This window comes from Rubrivirga sp. (assembly GCF_965213695.1).
In the GTDB taxonomy this organism is placed as follows: Bacteria; Bacteroidota; Rhodothermia; order Rhodothermales; family Rubricoccaceae; genus Rubrivirga.
In genome coordinates, this window is sequence record NZ_OZ243912.1 from 2684482 (window position 1) to 2703583 (window position 19102).

General features: G+C 69.8%; 13 protein-coding genes. All 13 read right to left on the reverse strand.

Annotated features, from left to right (window positions below):
• The 13 genes from ACOOHE_RS11980 to ACOOHE_RS12040 all read right to left on the reverse strand — a co-directional run bounded on the left by ACOOHE_RS11980 (position 1) and on the right by ACOOHE_RS12040 (position 18937).
• Positions 1 to 1041, reverse strand: a complete 1041-nt coding sequence (locus tag ACOOHE_RS11980) for a WD40/YVTN/BNR-like repeat-containing protein (protein WP_420454316.1) — start codon at positions 1039 to 1041, stop codon at positions 1 to 3.
• Complete coding sequence (locus ACOOHE_RS11985; RefSeq protein ID WP_420454317.1) at positions 1038 to 2897, reverse strand: hypothetical protein; 1860 nt, start codon at positions 2895 to 2897, stop codon at positions 1038 to 1040. Before ACOOHE_RS11985 ends, ACOOHE_RS11980 begins: the two co-directional genes overlap by 4 nt.
• Entirely contained in the window at positions 2887 to 3909 is a 1023-nt protein-coding gene (locus ACOOHE_RS11990) for a Gfo/Idh/MocA family protein (protein ID WP_420454318.1), read from the reverse strand. Before ACOOHE_RS11990 ends, ACOOHE_RS11985 begins: the two co-directional genes overlap by 11 nt.
• The gene (locus ACOOHE_RS11995) at positions 3906 to 4727 is read right to left on the reverse strand and encodes a sugar phosphate isomerase/epimerase family protein (RefSeq protein WP_420454319.1); all 822 of its coding nucleotides are present in this window, start codon (positions 4725 to 4727) and stop codon (positions 3906 to 3908) included. Before ACOOHE_RS11995 ends, ACOOHE_RS11990 begins: the two co-directional genes overlap by 4 nt.
• Positions 4724 to 5926, reverse strand: coding sequence for an extracellular solute-binding protein (locus tag ACOOHE_RS12000; RefSeq protein WP_420454320.1), 1203 nt, complete (start codon positions 5924 to 5926; stop codon positions 4724 to 4726). The genes ACOOHE_RS11995 and ACOOHE_RS12000 overlap by 4 nt, the downstream gene beginning before the upstream one ends.
• Before the next feature lie 599 nt (positions 5927 to 6525).
• The gene (locus ACOOHE_RS12005) at positions 6526 to 7464 is read right to left on the reverse strand and encodes a carbohydrate ABC transporter permease (protein ID WP_420454321.1); all 939 of its coding nucleotides are present in this window, start codon (positions 7462 to 7464) and stop codon (positions 6526 to 6528) included.
• On the reverse strand, positions 7465 to 8751 hold the full coding sequence (locus tag ACOOHE_RS12010) for an aminotransferase class V-fold PLP-dependent enzyme (RefSeq protein ID WP_420454322.1): 1287 nt from the start codon (positions 8749 to 8751) through the stop codon (positions 7465 to 7467). It lies immediately after the preceding gene.
• 3 nt (positions 8752 to 8754) lie between these two features.
• Positions 8755 to 9639 carry a carbohydrate ABC transporter permease gene (locus tag ACOOHE_RS12015; protein WP_420454323.1) on the reverse strand — a complete coding sequence of 295 codons (885 nt, stop codon included), beginning with the start codon at positions 9637 to 9639 and terminating at the stop codon, positions 8755 to 8757.
• Positions 9626 to 11200: a hypothetical protein gene (locus ACOOHE_RS12020; RefSeq protein WP_420454324.1), complete on the reverse strand. Its 1575-nt coding sequence runs from the start codon at positions 11198 to 11200 to the stop codon at positions 9626 to 9628. The genes ACOOHE_RS12015 and ACOOHE_RS12020 overlap by 14 nt, the downstream gene beginning before the upstream one ends.
• Before the next feature lie 83 nt (positions 11201 to 11283).
• Complete coding sequence (locus ACOOHE_RS12025) at positions 11284 to 12303, reverse strand: PorV/PorQ family protein (protein ID WP_420454325.1); 1020 nt, start codon at positions 12301 to 12303, stop codon at positions 11284 to 11286.
• A 21-nt stretch (positions 12304 to 12324) separates the two neighbouring features.
• Positions 12325 to 14964, reverse strand: a complete 2640-nt coding sequence (locus ACOOHE_RS12030; RefSeq protein WP_420454326.1) for a hypothetical protein — start codon at positions 14962 to 14964, stop codon at positions 12325 to 12327.
• A gap of 38 nt (positions 14965 to 15002) precedes the next feature.
• Positions 15003 to 18026, reverse strand: a complete 3024-nt coding sequence (locus ACOOHE_RS12035) for a carboxypeptidase-like regulatory domain-containing protein (protein WP_420454327.1) — start codon at positions 18024 to 18026, stop codon at positions 15003 to 15005.
• A gap of 104 nt (positions 18027 to 18130) precedes the next feature.
• Entirely contained in the window at positions 18131 to 18937 is an 807-nt protein-coding gene (locus ACOOHE_RS12040; protein ID WP_420454328.1) for an IclR family transcriptional regulator, read from the reverse strand.
• Positions 18938 to 19102 lie beyond the last annotated feature (165 nt).

Consider the following 19102-nt stretch of genomic DNA (forward strand, 5'->3'; position numbering starts at 1 on the left):
TCAGGGGGTGGCTGGGTAGACGTACGTCATGTCGAAGACGAGCGTGCCGTAGAGGCCCGCCGAGGTCCACGTCCGGCCCAGGTCGTCGGAGTGGTAGACGCCCTCCTCGAGCGTCGCCACCCAGATGCGGCCGGGGACGTTGGCGTCGAAGACGGCCTCGTAGAAGTTGTCCGTCGGGAGCGCGGCGCCGCGCCGGGTCCAGGTCCTCCCGCCGTCCTCGGTGACGTGGACGCCGGTCCCCCACCCGACGGCCACCATGCGGCGGGCGTCGGTCGGGTCGATGGCGACGCCGTGGACGCTCGCGTCCTCGAGGGCGGCGGGGCCGTCGGCCCACGTCCGGCCGTTGTCGGCCGAGAGCCGGAGGCCGTCCCGGTAGGTCGCCGCGATCCAGACGTCGGGGTCCGTCCGGCTCTGCTGGAGGTCGAGGACCTCGACCTCGAGGCCGCCGCCCACGTAGCGCCACGACCGCGCCCCGTCGGTGGTCTCGTAGACGCCGCCCTCGGTGCCGACGAGCACGCGGCCGGCCTGGGAGTGGTCGACCTCGATGGTCTGGGTGTAGTGGGTGCCCGGCGGCAGCAGGCCACTGTTGGACTCGGCCCAGGTGTCGCCGCCGTCCTCGGTGCGCCAGACGCCGTAGGCCGAGGCGAGGTACACGTGGTCCGGCGCGTTCGGGTCGAGCGAGACGTCCTGGACCTCGGTGATCCGCCAGTCGGTCGTGAGCCGCCACGAGTCCCCGCCGTCGCGCGTGCGCAGGACGCCGTTGCCCGAGGCGAGAAAGACGGTCTCCGGCCGGGCCGGGTCGTAGGTGATCCCGACGATCCGGGGCGTGTTCCAGCCGTGGTGCGTCCACGTCGAGTCGCCCTCGAAGCGGACCAGGCCGCTCTGGGTGAGCGTAGCGCCCACGAAATACCCCTTCGACTGGATCACGCCCGCCCACAGCTGGGCCGGCTCCGCCGTTCCGCCGCGCGACGCGCCCGTCTGCGCGCACGCGGACGTGGTCGCGGCAACCAACAGCGCCAGGAAAAGGAAGCGTCCCGTCATGGCTGGTCGGGGCTGTCGGCGACCTCGATCCAGTCGCGGACCGAGAGCGTGTTGAAGTCGAGCAGGCGGCGCATCGGGCCGTAGGTGAGCTCCAGCCGGCGGCTGCCCGGCTCGGCGTGGGTGAACGGTCCGGCGTAGAGGGGCCAGTCGTCGTAGCTCACCGGGTCCCCGTCCACGACGAGCGGCCCGCCGTAGCGGACGGAGAGGCGGCGCCCATCGAGGGAGGTAAAGCGAACGGAGGGGACGGGCTCGGTCGCCGTCTCGAGCGGGAGCGCGCGGACGGCCGCCTGGAAGGCTTGGAACGTCGGGAAGGCCGAGGCCGGGGCCACCTGCAAGACCGCGCCGTTCTTGGTGTGCGGGCTCACCAGCCGCTGGTGGACGATGGACGCATCGAGGTAGTCCGCCTTGTCCTCCCACGAGTAGGGCGCGAGCGGGTAGTACGCGATGAGCGCGTCGCCGCCGCGGGCGAAGATCCAGCCGGAGTCGTCCTCGAGGACGCCCTCGAGGTCGGCCGAGAAGTGGGCGTTGACGTGGGGAAAGCGGTCGTCGGGCGGGATGTCGTAGAGCGCGATCAGGACGTCCTCGTCCTGGACCACCTGCTCGTAGGGCGAGCCGCCGGTGAGCTTGTCGGGCGAGTCGTACTCGGTCTTGGACCGGACCACGATCTCGGTGATGAACTCGCGCAGCTCGGCGAAATACATCCCCAGCTCGACGTCGGACGAGTACGGGTGCAGCGACGTCAGCGTGTTCCGTGCCTCGACGCGGTCGTCGGCCGCCCACTGCAGGCCCCACGTCTGCTGCTGGATGGGCTGGAGCAGACCGCCCTGGGACGACCCCAGGACGTACTCCGGCCGCACGAACGTGTACTTGTAGACCGGCGCGTTTTTGACGTCGCTGAACCGGAAGCGGTGGCGCGTCCGCTTCAACTCGCGGTGCACGTACGGCCGGGACCGGTCCGACGCGATGGCGTGCAGGATGGGCGCGGGCTCGTACCCGCTGATCGCCAGGATGAAGGTCTCCCCGCTCGGCAACATCGGGGCCTGGTCGAACAAGAGCCCCGCAAACCGAGTCGCCGCGGCATAGCCGGGGGCCAGGGCCTCCCGCTCGTAGACGCGCGAGTGGGCGCCGCCGTAGTGGCCTGCCAACAGCTCCGCCGCGTAGTCGGCCGTGAGGTAGTCCAGCATCATCCCCGCGCGCTGACGCATGGCCGGGTCCTGGGCGTAGGCGTACAAGAGCGCCATCGGGGCGTAGTACACCTTGAGATAGTGCGGCGAGTCGTACTCGCCCTGGCCCATCGTCGTGGTCAGGTCGATCCACGAGATCAGGTACTCCTCGGCCTCGTCGAAATTCTCCTGCGAGCTCTTGCCCGTGAACCACGTCTCGGCCGGTTCGTCGGGGTACATCTGGGCGGCCAGGTACATGGAGGCGTAGTAGAGCGCCCAGTGGTTCTCGGTGTCGCCGCGGTACGGCTGGTACGTGCGCCACAGGTCGCGCATGGCCCGCCGGGTGGTCTCCGGGAGCACGTCCTGGCCCGTGTACATGACCGTCGTAAACGGGTACATCCAGAACATGTCGCCGCGCGGGTTCTGCATCAGCGTGTCCATCCGGGCGACGGCCCACTCGAGGTGGGTCCCCCGGTACAGGTTGGCGGCGACGTCGAAGTAGCCGCCCTGCGAGAGGTCGGGGGCGACGCGGTCCCGGTAGAAGTCGATAAGCGAGTCGCGCCGCGCCTCGAAGGCGTGGTGGAGCCGTCCGACCTCGAGGTCGAGCCCCGGCAGGCAGGCGGGCTGCGCCGACGCGGGCACCGCGAGCAGCACCGCGAGGCCGAATAGCAGGAAGCGGGGGTCAGGACGCATGGGTCAGGGGGCGGAGGACGGCGACCTCGACGGGCGCGTCCCGGTCGATGCTCTCGGTCATGGCCTCGACGACGGCGAGGGCCTGGGTGCCGGCCCAGCCGTGCGTCTCGGGCTCCGTCCGGCCGCGGACGGCGTCGGCGAAGGCCTGCATCTGGGCGGCGTACGAGGCGAACCCGTCGGCGGAGGCGTCCAAGGTTTCGGGCTCGCCGCCCGCGCGGGGCGCGAACGTGAGCACGGCCGGCGTGCCGGCGAGGGTGCCCTCGGTGCCGGCGATGACCAGGCGGAAATCGACGGGCGAGCAGTAGTTCGAGACCATCGTGCCGAGGGCGCCGCCCTCGAGGCTGAACGTCGCCGCGACGCTGTCCACCACGCCGCCCGTCGTGGTGACGGCGCGGGCGCGGGCGAAGACGGACCGGACGGGGCCGAGGAGGTAGTGGACCAGATCGACGCCGTGGACGCCCAGCTGCATCATCGGCAAGAGCGGGCACTGGTCCGGGCGGAGCCGCCACGACGAGGCTTCGAGGCGGAGCGCGGTGTCGGTCGAGAAGTGGACCTCGACGCTGACGGCCCGGCCCAGCCGCCCGCCCTCGAGGACGCTTTTGCCCCACCGCATCGCGTCGCCGAAGCGCATGTTGTGGCCGACCATCAGCAAGCGGCCCGACAGTTCGGCGGCCTCGATCATGGCGAGCCCGTCGGCGACGGTGTTGGCGATGGGCTTCTCGACGAACACGTCCAAGCCGGCCTCGAAGGCGGCCTCGGCCTGGGGCCGGTGCGCCGCATTGGGCGAGCACAGCGACACGGCCTCGAGGCCGTCGAGGTCGAGGAGTGATTGGTAGGACGGCGCGGCGTCGCACCCGAACCGCTCGGCGGACAGCGCCGCCTCGGCCGGGTCGGGGTCGTACACGCCGACGACCTCGAGGCCGGGTGCGGCGTCGGCGGCGCCCTGGATGGTGCGGCCGTGGCCGCCCAGGCCGACGAGGGCGATGCGGACAGGATCGAGGGGCAACGTCACGGGGTCACGGTGGCCTCGTCCAAAAGGGTGCGGAGAGCATCCAAGCTGCGGCGCGACGACTCGACCAACGGCTCGCAGTGCGTCTCCAGCGTCACGTGCTCGAGGTCGGACGACGACTGGACCGTCGGGAGCAAGTCGGCCCACGGGGTCTGCCCCTCCCCCACCGGGAACCACGGGGCCTGGGGTCGGCCCGGCGCGTAGTCCTTGACGTGCAGATTCGCGAGGTGCGGGAGCACGACCTCGAGGTCGGCGACCGTCGGGCGGTGGCCGCCCCAGTGCAGGTTGGCGGGGTCCCAGTTGAGCGCCAGCGCCGGGTGCCCGATCTCGTCCAGCATCCCCGCCGAGGGCTCGGGCCGGTCGATCCAGAAGTCGGGCTCGTTCTCGATGGCGACCCGCATCCCGGCCCCGTGAGCCTGGTCGGCGGCGGCCTCGAAGGCGCGCATCGCCCACGTGCGGCTAGCATCGGGCTCGCCCTCGTGGCGCTCGAACCCGAAAATGATCACCAGCGGGCACCCCAAACGGTGGGCCAGCTCGATCGTGCGCGGCAGGGTGTCTTCGAGGGCGGCGCGGGTCGCGGCCTCGTCCTCGACGGAGCCCTTGAAGATGCCGGGCGAGACGGCCGTGATCCGGCCGCCCTGGCGGCGGGCGTCCTCGAGGGCGGCGACCTCGTCGCGGGTGAACGCGGGGAACCGGCCCGCCTCGCCCTCCCGAAGCTCGAAGCGCCCGAGCCCCCACGACTGGGCGATCTCGAGCGCTTCGGGGAGCGACCTCGAGACCTCGTCGGTGACGACGCCGATGGAGAGCGGGGATCGGGTCACGGGGCGCCGGGGGCAAGGGCCGCGGCCGAGCGGCGGTTCGGTGCGAGCACGGCGTCGATGTCGCGCGTGGCGCGCTCGAGGACTTGGTCGGCGGTCAGGTGACCGTAGCAGAACCGCTCGATGTAGGCGCCCAGGATGTCGGCGGCGCGGTTGGCGCGGGGGAAGCCGCCCGTGCTCCGCGCGGCCTGTCGGAGAAACACCTGCATCCCGGGGTCGCCCTGGTAGGCGGGCAGCGACGCCACGGACGCGGTCATGGGCAGCACGCCGCCCGCGCTCGCGTAACGGGCGTAGCTCGAGTCGCTGGTCAGGAACTCGGCAAAGCGCCACGCGGGGTCGGGGTGCGGCGAGTCGCCGCTGACGGCGAACATGTAGGTCCCGGCGGCGCTGAGGGACGTGTCGCGGCGCGGGATCGGGGCGACGCCGACCTCGAGGTCGGGGTAGTTGTCGCGGAGCCAGCCCATGACGTGGGGCTCGCGGATGAACATGGCCACGCGCTCCTGGCCGAACCCCTGCTGGTCGCCCTCGAGCTCGACGGAGTCGATCCGGCGGTCGAACAGGACCGTGTGGTAGAGGCCGAGCGCGGCGCGGCCGGCTGGGGAGTCGAACGTGGCGCGCGAGCCGTCGTCGCTGAAGGCGGTGCCGCCGGCCGAGAACAGGAAGGTCATCCACTTTTCGGCGGTCCCCGCCTTGAACCCCGACTTGCGGAGCGAGAGCCCGGCCCGCGTCGGCGCCCCGCTGGCGTCGCGGACGGTGAGCCGGTCGGCCATCTCGATCAGCTCGTCCCAGGTCCGGGGCGGGCGCTCGGGGTCGAGGCCGGCCTCGCGGAACATGGCCTTGTTGTAGTAGAGCGCCGTCCACACGCCGTCGCTGACGATGCCGTAGTCGGTCCCGTCGAATCGGCCGGCGCCCTCGACGAACCCGTTCAAGCTGTTGCGCCGGACCCGGTCCACGACCGACGGCGGCGCGGGCGCGAGCAGGCCCAGCGACGCCAGCTCGGCGGCCACGTTCGTGTTGACGTGGAAGAGGTCGGGGGCCTGGCCGCTGCTGAACCGGAGCCGGAGCTTGATCTCGAAGTCCTTGAGCGAGCTGCCGGGGAACTGCTCCACGATCACGTCGAGGTCGGGGTTCTCGGCCTCGAAGGCCCGCTCGGCCCAGTCGTAGAACTCGACCTGCCCGGTGCTGATGAGGAGCAGGAACACGCGGACGGGGGTCCGCCCGTCAGGCATGACGTCCGGCTGGGGGTCCTGGCACCCGCCGAGGACGAGGGCGAGAAGGAGGAGGGAGTATGGGAGGACGGGGGGGATGAGGCGGTCCCTCGGCCTCGAAGGCTCCGACCTCGAGGGTGCGCTCCGAGCGCTCAGGCCCCCTCTCCCCTGGGGAGAGGGCTGGGGTGAGGGGACCCCACGTCGAGCGCGAAGCGCCGTCCGGTCCAGCCTCGAGGACGCGTCCGACCTCGAGGCCGACTCCGGCACGTCCCCCCCACGAGTCCTCCCCGCGCAGCCAACCCATACGGCGTCGCTCGTGACCTCGGGGTCAGGTCTCCCCTCGAAGTCATGAGCAGCGCTTCGACCTGCGACCTCGAGGTCGGACGACCGCCGCGCCCCCTCACCCTGTCCCTCTCCCCCAGGGAGAGGGGACGTCTTAGGCGACCTCGAGGACGAGACCGACCTCGAGGCGGACCCGACCTCGAGGTCGCAGCAGCAACGAGCCGCTGAACGAGGGTGCTCGTCCAGCCTCGAGGGCGCACCCGACCTCGAGGACGGGCCTCCCCCCACACCCCCATACTCGTGCCACTCGCTCATCCCTTCACCCCCGTCATCGTGACGCCCTTGATAAACTGGCGCTGCATGAACAGGAAGAACACGACCACCGGCGCCACGGCCACCGTCGCCGCCGCCATCATCTTGACGTAGTCCGGGTTGTTGATGTCCGAAAAGCTCAGGATGCCGACCTCGATGGGCTTCAGCGCCTCCCGGTTGAGCACGATGAGCGGCCACAGGAAGTCGCTCCAGGACCACATGAACACGAAGATGCTGTAGGCTGCGAGGGTCGGCCCGATGAGCGGGAGGACGACGCTGGCGTAGATCCGGAGCGTGCCGGCCCCGTCGATCCGGGCGGCGTCCAGGAGCGAGTCCGGGATGCCCCGGATCGTCTGGCGGAACAGGAAGATGCCCAGCGGCTCCATCAGCCCCACCACGATGACGCCCCAGTAGGTGTCCACCCACCCCGCCTGGACCATCATCTCGTAGAGCGTGAGCATCTTGATCTGGAACGGGACCATCATCGTGACGATGATGGCGCCGAAGATCCAGTCGCGGCCGGGGAACGCCATCTTGGCGAACACGAAGCCCGCCAGCGAGCACAGCAAGAGAGTCGGGAGCAGCCGGCAGACGGTGTAGATCGCGCTGTTGGCGAAGTACATCAGCATCGGCCGCTCGGTGAACACCGCGCGGTAGTTGTCGAACGTGACCGGGTCCGGCCACAGCCCCCGGAGCACCGCGCCGATCTCGCGCGGCGTGTCGAAAAAGGCCTCGGCGTTGGCCGCCGTCTTGAACGACGTCAGCACCATCCAGACCAACGGCCCCACCATCACCACCACGCCCAGGATCAGCACGGCGTGCATCGCCCACCGCCCCACCGGGAGCGCCCGCCGCGACCTCGAGGGCGCCGCCGTCACGCCGCCGGAGATCTGGCGGGCGGCCTCGGCCTCGGACAGGATGGCGGTGGACTCGGGCATCTAGGCGCGGGCCAAGGCGTCGCGGGTGACGGCGACCACGCGGTCGCACTCGGCCTCGCTGTTGAAAACGTGCGTCGAGACGCGCACGGCGTCCAAGCCGCGCTCGGTCACGATCCGGCAGCGCATGTCCGCCTCCGAGTAACGCGCGTAGAGCCGGTCGTAGGGCACGCGGGCCGACTTCAGAGTCGTCATGCCGGCGCTGAGCGCGGGGTCGGCCGGGGTCAAGACCTCGACGCCGGGGATCTCGCGGAGGCCGCCCTGGAGGTACTGCGCCAGCGCCGAGGCCCGGTTCGCCACGCGCGCCATCCCGATCTCGGTGAGGAACGCCATCGCCTCGCCGAACCCGATGATCGAGGCCACGTCGCGCGTGCCCGGCTCGTAGCGGCGGGCGTCCTCGACGTAGCCGAACCGCTCGGGGCCGGCCAAGTCCATCTCAGCCACGCTGTACGAGCCGGACTCCGCCGGCCACACCGCGTCCTGCCGGTCCCGGCGGACGTAGAGGAGCCCCGTCCCGTGCGGCGCCCCGAGCCACTTGTGCCCGCTCGTCGCGTACGAGTCGCACCCAATCCCGTGGAGGTCCACCGGGATGAGCCCCGCCGACTGCGCCCCGTCGATGTGGAACCAGAGCCCACGCTCGGCCGCCAGCGCCGCGATCGCGGGGACGGGCATCCGGATGCCGGTCGGCGCCGTGATGTGGCTGACCTGGACGACCCGCGTGCGCGGCGTGATCAGCGCCGCGATCCGCTCGAGGTTGCCGGCGGCGCTGGTGGGGTCCGGCTCGAAAAGCTTGATCTGGATGCCGTCGCGCGCCTGCCGGCTGAGCCACGGGACCGCCCCGCCGGGGTGCGCGTGGGACTCGAAGATGACCTCGTCGCCCGGCCCCAGATCGAGCCCCGAGGCGATGGTCGAGTTGCCCTCGGTCGCGTTCCGCATGAACGCGATCTCGGACGGCGCCGCCCCGAAGAACGCCGCGGCCGACTCGCGGACGGCCTCGATCTCGCCATGCCCGTGCTCGACAATCGTCTGGTGCTCTATCGTCGCCCGGTGCACGGCCTCGAGGACGGAGTACGGCGCCGGCCCCAGGCCGCCCGTGTTGAGGTACGCCCGCTCCCTCGTCATCGGGTACAGGTCCCGGACGCGGTCCCAAAAGTCCGGGTCCGACGGCGTGGGCAGCGCCCTCGAGGCCGGCGACCTCGAGGTCGCGCCGAGGGGCGCACACGCGAGCGGCACGGCCGCCAGGCCGAGCCCTGCGGCCGTGCGTTGGAGAAACTGGCGGCGTCCGGGCATGGCTCAGGTGTCGCGGTCGAGCCGGAGCTGGGCGAACGTCACTGCCCCCACCAGCATCAGCAGGACGACGGCCGCCGCCGAGGCGTAGCCCATGTCGTCGTACTGGATGCCCTGCTCATAGACGTGGTACACGATCGTCCGCGTCGCGTTGACCGGCCCGCCCTGCGTCATCGCCAGCACGATGGTAAAGACCTGGAAGGAGCGGATCACCGCCGTGATCCCCACCAGCACCACGATAGGCCGGAGCTGGGGCAGCGTGATGTAGAACGCGTTCTGCAACGGCGTCGCCCCGTCGATGCTCGAGGCCTCGTAGATGTCGCCGGGGATGCCCTGCAAGGCCGCCGAGAACAGGATGAGGTCGAAGCCCAGGTTTTTCCAGACCGTCAGCACCATCAGCGACGGGAGCGCCAGGTGCTCGCTGAGCAGCCACGTCTGCGGCTCGAGCCCCACGAACGTGGCCAGAAAGTTGAGCAGCCCGTTCGAGGCGTAGAGCCACCGCCAGATCATGGCCGTCGCCATCAAGGACGTCACGACCGGGATGAAGTACAACGTCCGGTACACCTTCGCCCAGCGCCCCGTCTGTTCCACCATCATCGCGATGGCGAGGGCCAGCGCGACGCCCACCACGACCACGACGCCCACGAACACGAGCGTATTCCACAGGGCCGACAAAAACAGTGGGTCCTGGAACTGGCGGACGTAGTTCTCAACACCGACGAACGGCGTCTCGCGTCGCAGCAGCCCGTAGTCCGCGAAGCTGATCGCGACGCTCTTCAGGATCGGGTAGTACTGGAAGACGGCGAAGAACAGGAGCGTCGGCGCGAGCAGCCCCAGGGCCGTCCACGCCTCCGGCGTCCACCGGCTCCGCGGGAGGCTAAGCGTCGCCATAGCGCACCTCGACCGTCGTCCCCGGCCGCACGTCGCCCTGGGCGTTCGCGTACACGCTGTCCTCGACCGTCGCGACCTCGAGGTCGGCCGGCGCCCCGTCCCAGCGCACGGACTCAGGCCGAGCCCCCGGCGGCATCAGCAGGTGCAGGCGGACATCCGCCTCGCCCTCGAAGCGCACGGTAATCGTCCTCGAGGTCGCGTCGTGGGCGTAGCCGTACCCGAACGACGCCCCGGAGGCTGCGTAGCCGACCTCGACGCGGGCCTCGTCCTCGAGGGCGGCGGCCCACCGGGGCGCGCACCGCACGCGGCGGAACGAGTGCCCCAGATCCTCGACGCCGCACAGCCCCTCGACCAAGGCGTAGAGCATGGCCGACGACCCCCAGCCGTCCGTCGGCATCGCGTCCGGGCTCGTGCTCGACTCGACGTCCGAGGGCCGGCCGTCGGGGAAGTACCACAGGTAGGTCTCCCCCGTCTCCGCGATCAGGTCGCCGTACTGGCGCAGGATATCGACGCCGTAGCCCTCGAGGCCGTGCTCGAACGCCGCCCGCGCCAGCTCGCCGCCTACGAGCGGCATGACGCCGCCGTTGATGTAGGCGCCGCCCACGATCTTGGGGTCGCCGAACGCCCCGTCCGGGAACGGCGGGTCGATGCTGAACCACTCGGCGAACGCCCCCGTCGTCGCCCGACGTCGCCGGTACTCGTTCAGGATCGACACTGCCATCTCGTGCGTGGCCAGGCCCCGGTTGACGTCCATCGGGTTGCTCAGGCTCAGCTGCTCGGCCTCGTCGAGGCCGTCGATGGTGACCGGCGTGATCTTGTGGAAGTGGGTGTAGAACCGGCCATTGAATAGCAACTCATTCGCACGGTCGCGCATCGAGGTTGCCGCATCGCGCCACCGAGCGGCGGCGTCGAGGTCGTCGAACCGTTCGTTGAGATCGGCCAGCAGGGTCATGGCCTCGTACAACCCGCTGACGTCGCCGTGCATCACGCCCCAGAACGTCTGGTTCGAGACGGTGAAGTTCAGCCACGGCTCGCGGCCCGCCGTGTAGTCGAAGTCCCACGTGTCGACGGTGTACGCCCGCTTGGGCAGGTCCAACGTCGCGTCCCAGCGCCACGGGTGCCCACACGTGTACTCGAGGGCGGCCTCGAGGGCGGGCAGCAGCGCCCTGATCCAGTCGTCGTCGCCCGAGGCCTGCCAGGCCAGGAACGCGGCCTTGACGAACCGGAACTCGACGTCGGCCTCGACGGGGACGCGGACCCACTTTTCCCAATTCTCCGGCTCCGTGCCCGCCGTCGTCGTGACGTAGTCGAACACGCGCCCGCTCGCCGACTGGTGCGCGGCGAACAGGTCCACCGCGCTCTGGACGTCGGCGTGCTGGTACCTGCCCCCCCGCAGGATGTCCGAGTGGTCGCGGATCCACAAGGCCGGCGAGTCCGGGCTGCGGAACCCCGTCGCCCTAACGCCATCGACTTCGAGGTCGATCAGGTCGGCCTCAAGGAAGCCCGAGACCCGGGTGCACAGAGCGGACCAGAAGCCGGACGGGGTCTCGACGCGGAGCACGGGGACGAGAGGGGTGCGGGATGTGGGACGCCGGACGGCAGGGGCCAGAGCGGTGCGTCATCACGTCCCCCCGCCCCGTCCCGCTACAGGCCGATGCGAAGCGTCACGCGGTGGACGGGGTCGAGCAGGTCCATGCTCGTGAAGGCGTAGTCGATCCCGATGGGGTTCTCCCCGACGACGTACTGGATGCCGCCCCCGAGCGAGAAGTTCTCGATCGTGGTGTCGACCGCCTCCCGCGCGTCCGTGCCGCCGTCGGAGCTCCCGCTGTAGTTGAACTTGTAACCGCCCCGCAGGAACACGAGGTCGTAGAACGAGACCTCGGCGCCTCCGTAGAGCAGCTGTTGCGCGTCTTGCGGCTTCACAGCGTCGACCGAGAGCATGACCCGGGTCTCCTCCGTGTTGACCGGGTAGATCGAGCTCCCGATCGAGAACGTGAGCGGCAGCGGATTGTCCTGGTTGTAGAAGGTGAGCCCCGTGCCCAGGTTGGTGAGCCGCGCGGCGATCCGCCAGCCCGACTCGTTGATGTCGTACACCGAGCCGAAGTCGAACCCGAACGCCGTCGCGCTCTCGCCGTCGATCGACTCGTTGATCACCTTCGCCGTCGCCCCGAGCGAGAGCCGGTCGATGACGTAGCGCGAGTACGTCGCGCTGACCGCTAGGTCGAGGTAGTCGTACGTGTCCGACGTGTTGGTGTCCGTGACCAAGTCGTTCAGGACGGGGTCCGTGAACCCGTTCTCCCGGTTCGCCGCGATCCCGGAGACCCCGAAGGCCTGGACCCCCACCGTGACCGTCCCCATCGCCCCCATGTTGTAGCCGATCGCGGCGGCGGAGTAGTCGATGTCGCCGATCCAGCTCCCGTACGAGAGCGACGCATTGAACGTCTGGTCAGGCCGGAGCGCGGTGCCGGCCGGGTTCCAGAAGATCTGGTTGGCGTCGTTCCGGATGGAGCTGACGGCCGAGCCCATCCCCACCTCGCGCGCGCCGACGCCCACCTTGAGGAACGCCGCGCCGTTGCGACCGGCGTTCCGCTGGGCCTCTGCGGGGAGAGAGGGCAGCGCGAGCAGGCCGATGAAGAGGAGCGTCCGGCGGATTCCCGAGGTCATGGCAGTGTCCGGTGGGTGGAGCTAGCGCAGGATGGCAAAGTGCCCGGTCGCGGCGCGGTCGCCGTCGTACTGGATGTGGTAGAGGTAGAGGCCGCTCGCGACCTCCACCCCGTCCTTCGAGAACATGTCCCAGACCAGCCGCCCGTCGATCGCGTCCTCGACGTTCTCCTGGTAGACGATCTGGCCTGACACGTCGAGGATGGTCAGCGTGAAGTCCGACGGCGTGTTAAGGAAGCTGATCGCGTGGCTCGCCGCGTCGTTGCGGACGTCGTTGAGGCCCGTGATTTTGTACGGGTTGGGCGACACCGTGATAAGCTCCTCCACTCGGTCCGCAGAGGCGACCGGGGGCACGACTGTGAACGGGACGCCCAGGTTCTGGCGGGCCTGGGTGCCCGCCGCCGGGTACTCGGCGTTGCGGTCGGCGTAGGGGTAAGTGCCCCCCCACTGCGTCCCGAGTCCGATCTGGCCGTCGGCGGCGTCGGGGGCGTTCCGCCCGTTCCGGTTCATGTTCGACGACTCGATGTGGCCGCCGCCCACGGGGCCGTGGGGCCCGGTGAACGAGCCCTCGCGGTAGGCCGAGACGTAGTACCAATAGGTGAAGCCGGTGATCGAGTTCTCGTCCACGAACGAGAACTGGTACCCGCCCGACGGGTCCTGGACCGTGCTGAGCTCGGCCGCGGGGAGGGTGGCGATGAGGTCGTAGGTCCCCCACTCGGCCGGCTGGTACGACCCCTGGGTATCGCCGGTGAAGATGTCGAAGGCGTCGAAGGCCGGGTTGATCGGGTCCAGAAGCGGCGTGATGTCCTCGCCCGGTCGGTTCTGCTCCTGGTAGCGGTCCTGGAGCCGCATCCCGACGTCCTGGTAGCTCGTCCGCTTGTACTGCGAGGCCCGCCAAATTTTGTATCCGTCGAGCGGCCGGATCCCTGAGACGTCCGTCCAACGGACTCGGGCGCGGCCCTCGGTCGTGCTCTCGACGCTCAGGTCGGGCGCCGCCGGCGTGGGCAGCGCCGCGTCGACGTCCCAGCCCTGGTCCCAGGCCCACCGTGCGGACTCGACCGCGTCGGCGATCCCCTCGAATCGGAACCCGGCCGCGGCCACCCACACGATGGTCATGGACTCACCGACCTCCAGGTCGAACGGCCCGATCCCCTGGGTCAGCGCCTGCCCGAACGTGTACTCGCGAGCGAAACCCTTCATGCCGCTGTAGAAGTCGCCGCTGGCGGCCGTCTCGTTCCACGCCGGCTCCCAGACCGGCTGGACCAGCTCGATGTTGGCGACCCCCACGTCCTGGTGGGCGTACTTGAAGTCGCCGTTCGGCCGGGCGCTCGCGTTGCCGACCGTCCACGTCGTGATGTCGTCGGCGGTGCCGCCGGCGAAGAAGGCCGGGTTGGGCGCCAGGTTGGGCTGGACGTCGCTCCCGTTCGAGAGCTTGCCGTAGTCGGCGAACCACGTCGCCATCGAGTTCCGGAAGGCGATGTCGGACGCGCTCAGGCTCGACAGCGAGCTCTGCCACTGGACCGAGGTGTACCACCCGCGCCGCGCTCCCTCCCCGACCGGGTGCGTGCCGAATGCCGTCGACTTGTCGGGCGACGAAGCCGAGACGGCGCCGAGGTCCGAGTCCGAGATGGCCCCTTGCTTGACCCCCATAAAGTTCCAGGCGTTCCAGACGTCCGTGTAGCCGTCGAGCCGGTTCCGGTTGTTGATCCCGAATGACCGCTCGCCGGCCGGGGGGACCGTCCGGCCCGCGGTCGCCGTCGGCGACACGTTGGCGTACCACGCCCACAGGTTGTAGGGCGACCCGGTCTCGTCCGGCGCCGCCACGTACCCGAACGTGCGCCCGGCGGCGATGCAGTTGCACGCGCGGTCGCCCCGGCCGTCGAGGAAGATCGAGGGCGAGACGGTCGCGTCGAGCATCATGCCAATCCCGTCGACCACGTTGCCCGTCGCCTCCGGGGTCCCGTCGCCGTTCGAGTCGACGACGCCCGTGTTGGTCATCGAGAGCTCGAGGACCGTGAAGTCGTTGAGGTTCTGCGTGTTGGACGTGAACTGGTGCGCGCGCACCTTGACGTCAACGCCGGCTGTCGTGGGCCAGCCCGCCTCGTAGACGAGGTGTGTCCGGGCTCGGTCGGTGTAGCGCGCGGGCCGCTTGTAGTTGCGGGCCGGGTCGCCGGCGCCCACGACGTTCTCGCCGAACGTGGCGAACATGAACCGGCTGGTGCCCCCCGCGCCGCCCATGTCGGTCCCCGCGTCGGCCGCGCGGACGGGGTTGTTTGCGTCGTAGCCCGGCCACCCGGCGCTCTTGAACGCCGGGAACACAATGAAGTGGGAGTTCCGGAACGTGTTCGTGTATGGGTACCCCGAGGGCCACTGCCCTCCCGGCTCCTGCCAGTTCCCTCGGGACCCGAACAGGACCCGGTTGTTCATCCCGCCCGCGACGCCGGAGAAGGAGCTCCCGAGCCGGGACGACTCCACGGTGTTCGACGGCTTGAGCGTGTTCCATAGGTCGCCGCCCACGAGGTAGCCGTCGCCAGTGTCGGTCGTCCGAGCGTTGACGTAGTTCAGCGACGACGAGGGCCGGTCGGCTCGCTGGGCGGACGCCGGGACCACGAGGGCGACCCCGACGAAGAGCGCGGCCAAGCGAGTTGCGAGGGGGAGGTTCATAGGGAGACCCATCGGGAGAAGGTGGCTACGGTTCTGAGCTAGAAGCGGGCACGCACTCCGAAGAAGACGTTTCGAGGAGGCCCGTAGATCGACGTACCGTCCGCCAGGATGAGCCGCTCGCCCGGCCGCCCGGTCTGCTCGAACACCGCTGCCCCGTCCGGCGTGAAGTTCTCGTAGGCCACGATGTTCTGTTGGTTCGTGATGTTCGTGGCGTCGACGTAGACGTCGGCTCCGAACCGCCTGGCGAAGGAGAACCGCTTCTCGAAGCGGAGGTCAATCTGGTAGTTGGTCGGCCCCGTCAGCAGCTCCCGGTCCCGAGGGTCGGCCCCGACGGTCCTCGGGTACAGGAAGCCACTCTCGAGCGACCCCGCCATCCCCACCGAGATCTCGAACGGGAGCGTGGCCACGGCCCGGACGACGCCGCGGTGGGTCCGGCCGTAGCCCGACGTCAGGGTGGAACTGCCGCCTCGGACCTGCTGCGGGAAGTTGCTGAAGTTCTGGGCGTTGCCGAACGGGAGCTGCGTTAGGCTGCTGTCGGTCCCGGCACCCGTGTCCCGGAACGTCCGGGTGTTGTTGCCGGCGATGGAGGCGGCCTCGACGGTCGAGAACGTGTACGACCCCGTGAACCCGAGCCGGACGTCGTCGGTCAGCGCGAGGGGCCGGCGGCGGACGACGAACTCGATCCCCCGGGAGTCGGCGTAGCCGGCGCTGGTGGCGAAGGTGTGGACCGAGAGCCCGGCGAGGGCCGGCTCCCCCTCGGGCGTCCGGTTGACGGCTTCCAAGGTCGTCTGGTCGTAGTTGTCGATGCTCCGGGTGTAGGCGTTCACGTCGAGCCCCCACCCGTCGAGGACCTCCCACTGGACACCGAGCTCGTAGTTGTTCGACGTGATCGGCTTCCGCTCCGGGTCCTGATAGGTGAAGAACCGGTTGTTCGAGCTGTTGCCGTCGTAGAACTGGTAGAGCGTCGTGAACGGCTGGAGCTGCTGATTCCGCGAGAACGAGAAGTACATCGACGCCTTCGTCCCGATCGGGTGCGAGACGCCCAGGCTAGGGTTGACGAACACGTCCGTCGGCACCGCCTCGCCGCGGTCGAACACGTTGCGCGCCAGCTCGCGCGGGATCGGGTTGCCGGCCTCGTCGAGCGCCGGCGTGACGTTCCCGTCCGCGTCCGCCGTGTAGACGACCCCGGCGCTCACCGTATCGCGGCGGAAGGGGTAGAAGAAGTCGTTGATCGTCTCCATATCCCGATTCGCAAACTCGACCCGGACGCCGGCGTTGACGATCAGCCCGCCGTACTCCATCCGGTCCGAGAGGTAGACGCCGAGGTTCCACGGGTTCCGGTCCCACTCTTGCAGCGCGAAGGGTTCGAGGGCCCCGTTGAGCTTGGACCCCGTCTGGTCGATGCCGTAGACCTGCTGGTAGGCCAGGTCGTAGAGCTTCAGCTCCGTCCCCGTCTGGATGTAGTGGTTCGGGGTGACCTGGTTGCTGTAGTCCACCTTGAGGCCGGTCGTGGCCTGCTCGGCGTCTTCGGAGTACGGCTGGGGCCGTCCCAGCTTGTAGCGCTGGCCGCCGGGCAGGTTGAGCCCGCTGTCCGAGAAGCTGTCCGAGATGTTCTCGTAGAACATCCGGGAGCGGTCGGTCCCCGTCCCGATGTACCGGGCGATGACCTGCGGGTCGGTGAAGTCCAAGAAGTCGCCGTCCTCACCGGGGTCCGTGAACCCGTTCCCGTCGTCGTCGACGTAGCCGTACCGGGTCCGCTGGTACGTCCGGTAGGCCTGGACGTTGACGAAGGAGGCCTCGGAGAGGAGCTGCCGGACCCGGACCGAGCCGAGGTAGCTCCCGGCGTCGTTCTGGGCCACACCCTCCAGGTAGAACCGCCAGAAGTCGTTGTAGGCCCGGTTGTTCCACCCGCCCCAGAGCCCGCGGTCCTCGACCAGACCGACCACGCTCACCTGGGTGTTCGCGCCGAGGTCGTAGGAGGCCTTGAGCTGGCCGCTGAGGCGGCGGCGAAACTCGTTGGGCTGGTAGCCGTGCGTCTGGAACCACTGGCCCGAGCTGAAGAACCGGAGGCGGTCGGTGACGGAGCCGCCGAACGAGAGCCGGGCGTCCATCTCGGGCTCCCCCGTGTTGTACTCGTCGGGCGTCCAGGTGTAAAGAGGCGCCGCGGCGTCCCCGTTGGCCACGCGCTGGTCGCGCTCGGCGAGGTACGTGTCCCCGTCGACGTAGAACGCCAGCGAGTCGGGACCGGGCCGGACGCCCTCGGGCGCTATCCGGAACGACGCGGAGCCCCGGAGCGGCCCCCGTCCCTCGGCGAGCGTGATCGCCACGACCCCGCCCGAGGCCGAGCCGTAGCGGGACTCCGTGGCGCCCGTGTTGACCGACACCTCCTCGACGCCCTCGGGGTTGAGGTTGAAGAGGCTCGCGTTGGTCTCGGTGGACCGGTTCGTGTTGCTGTAGGTCAGGCCCGCGTATGCGTTGCCCGTCCCGTTCGGAGCCACCTGGTTGAGCGCGTCGCTCACGTCGACGCCGTCGATGACCGTGCGGGTCTCGTAGCGCCGGCTCCCCCGGATGAAGCCGTCGTAGGAGTTCGAGGTCCGCGAGATCACGTCCTGGAGGTTCGAGACGGGCAACTGAGCGATCTCCTCCCCCGTCACCAGCGAGCGCGACGTCGTCTGGTTGGCGTCGACCACCGGCCTCTCGGCCGTCACCTGGACCTCGCCGCTCTGGACCGTCGACGACGCGAGCTCGACGTCCAGCGTCGTCGTGACGTCGGACACGACCCGGAGCTCGACGACCTGGGTCGTGTACCCGACGAACGACACGCGGACCTGGTACGTCCCGGGCGTGATGCCGATCACGTTGTACCGCCCGTCCTCGTCGGCGGAGGCCCCCAACTGGGTCCCGTCCAAGAACGCCGTCGCGCCGGGGAGCGGCTCGCCGCTAGAGGCGTCCGTGATCGTGCCCGAGAGCTTGCCAGTCTGGGCCGAAACGGCTGCCGGAAGCGCTCCCAGAAGCAGCACGAGGATCCAGGCCGGGAATCGTCTGTTGGGGTGTGAGCTCATGGTTTCGGGGGTCCCGAGTCGGGAGGGCGGAGAGGCGCAGCGGGTCCGACACGTGCCGACGGCGATTCGCATGGGGTGACGGGACACGTGGGGATGGGCACTGTCTAGACAGCTTCGGAGACGTCGAGACGGACGGGCTCCCCGCCGCCCATCTCGCGCGAGAGCGAGCGGGCCGCACGGCGGACCGCCTGCCCGACGCGTTCGATGGTGGCCGGGTCGTTCACCTGGACCGAGAGCATGGTCGCCGTCAGCGCCGCGCACGGCCGCCGCTGGTGGTCGAGGACGGGGGCGGCCACGCACAGCAACTCGTCGTTGTACTCCCCGTCGACCACGGCGTACTCCCGGTCTCTGACCTCGGCCATCCTGGTGCGGATCACGCGCTGGTCGGTGACCGTCGAGTCGTTGAACGTCTGCATCTCGTGCTGGTCGAGGATGGCGTCGATCTCGCTCGGCGGGAGCCAGGCGACCAGGGCGAGCCCCGTGGCCGTGCAGTGGATCGGCGCGCGAGACTCCAGTTTGCGGACGGCCGCGATCGACTTCGGATTCTCGACCCGGCGGAGGTAGACGACCTCCCCGTCTTCGAGCTTGCTGAGGAAGACGGTCTCGCCGGTCTCCTCCGCGAGGTCCGCCATGTAGCTGGCCGAGACCCGGAACAGGTCGCTCTGGTCGGCGAACCGGCTCCCCAACTCCCAGAGGTACGACCCGAGGCGGAAGGTCCGCCCGGTCGGGTCCGCCGCGACGCAGTGGTGCTTCTGGAGCGTGACCAAGATGCGGAAGAGCGTGCTCTTCGGGATGTCGGTACGGCGGGCGAGGTCGGCGAGGGACATCCCGCTGGGCTCGTCGGAGAGGATGCCGAGCACGAGGACGGCGCGCTCGAGGGAGGGGATGACGTAGCGGTTCGTCTGTTTCACTTTTGGAATAACGTTTCCATTGCTACACGATTTACGGGTTGCTGGCCCTAATGTCAAGACTGCGTGATGGGTCGGGCTCCTCCGAGCGAGGCTCCGTTGTCCGGTATAGGCCTCTGTGGGCCCTCCTTGGTCGCTTCTGGCTCCTGTGCTGGAGGAAAACTTTTG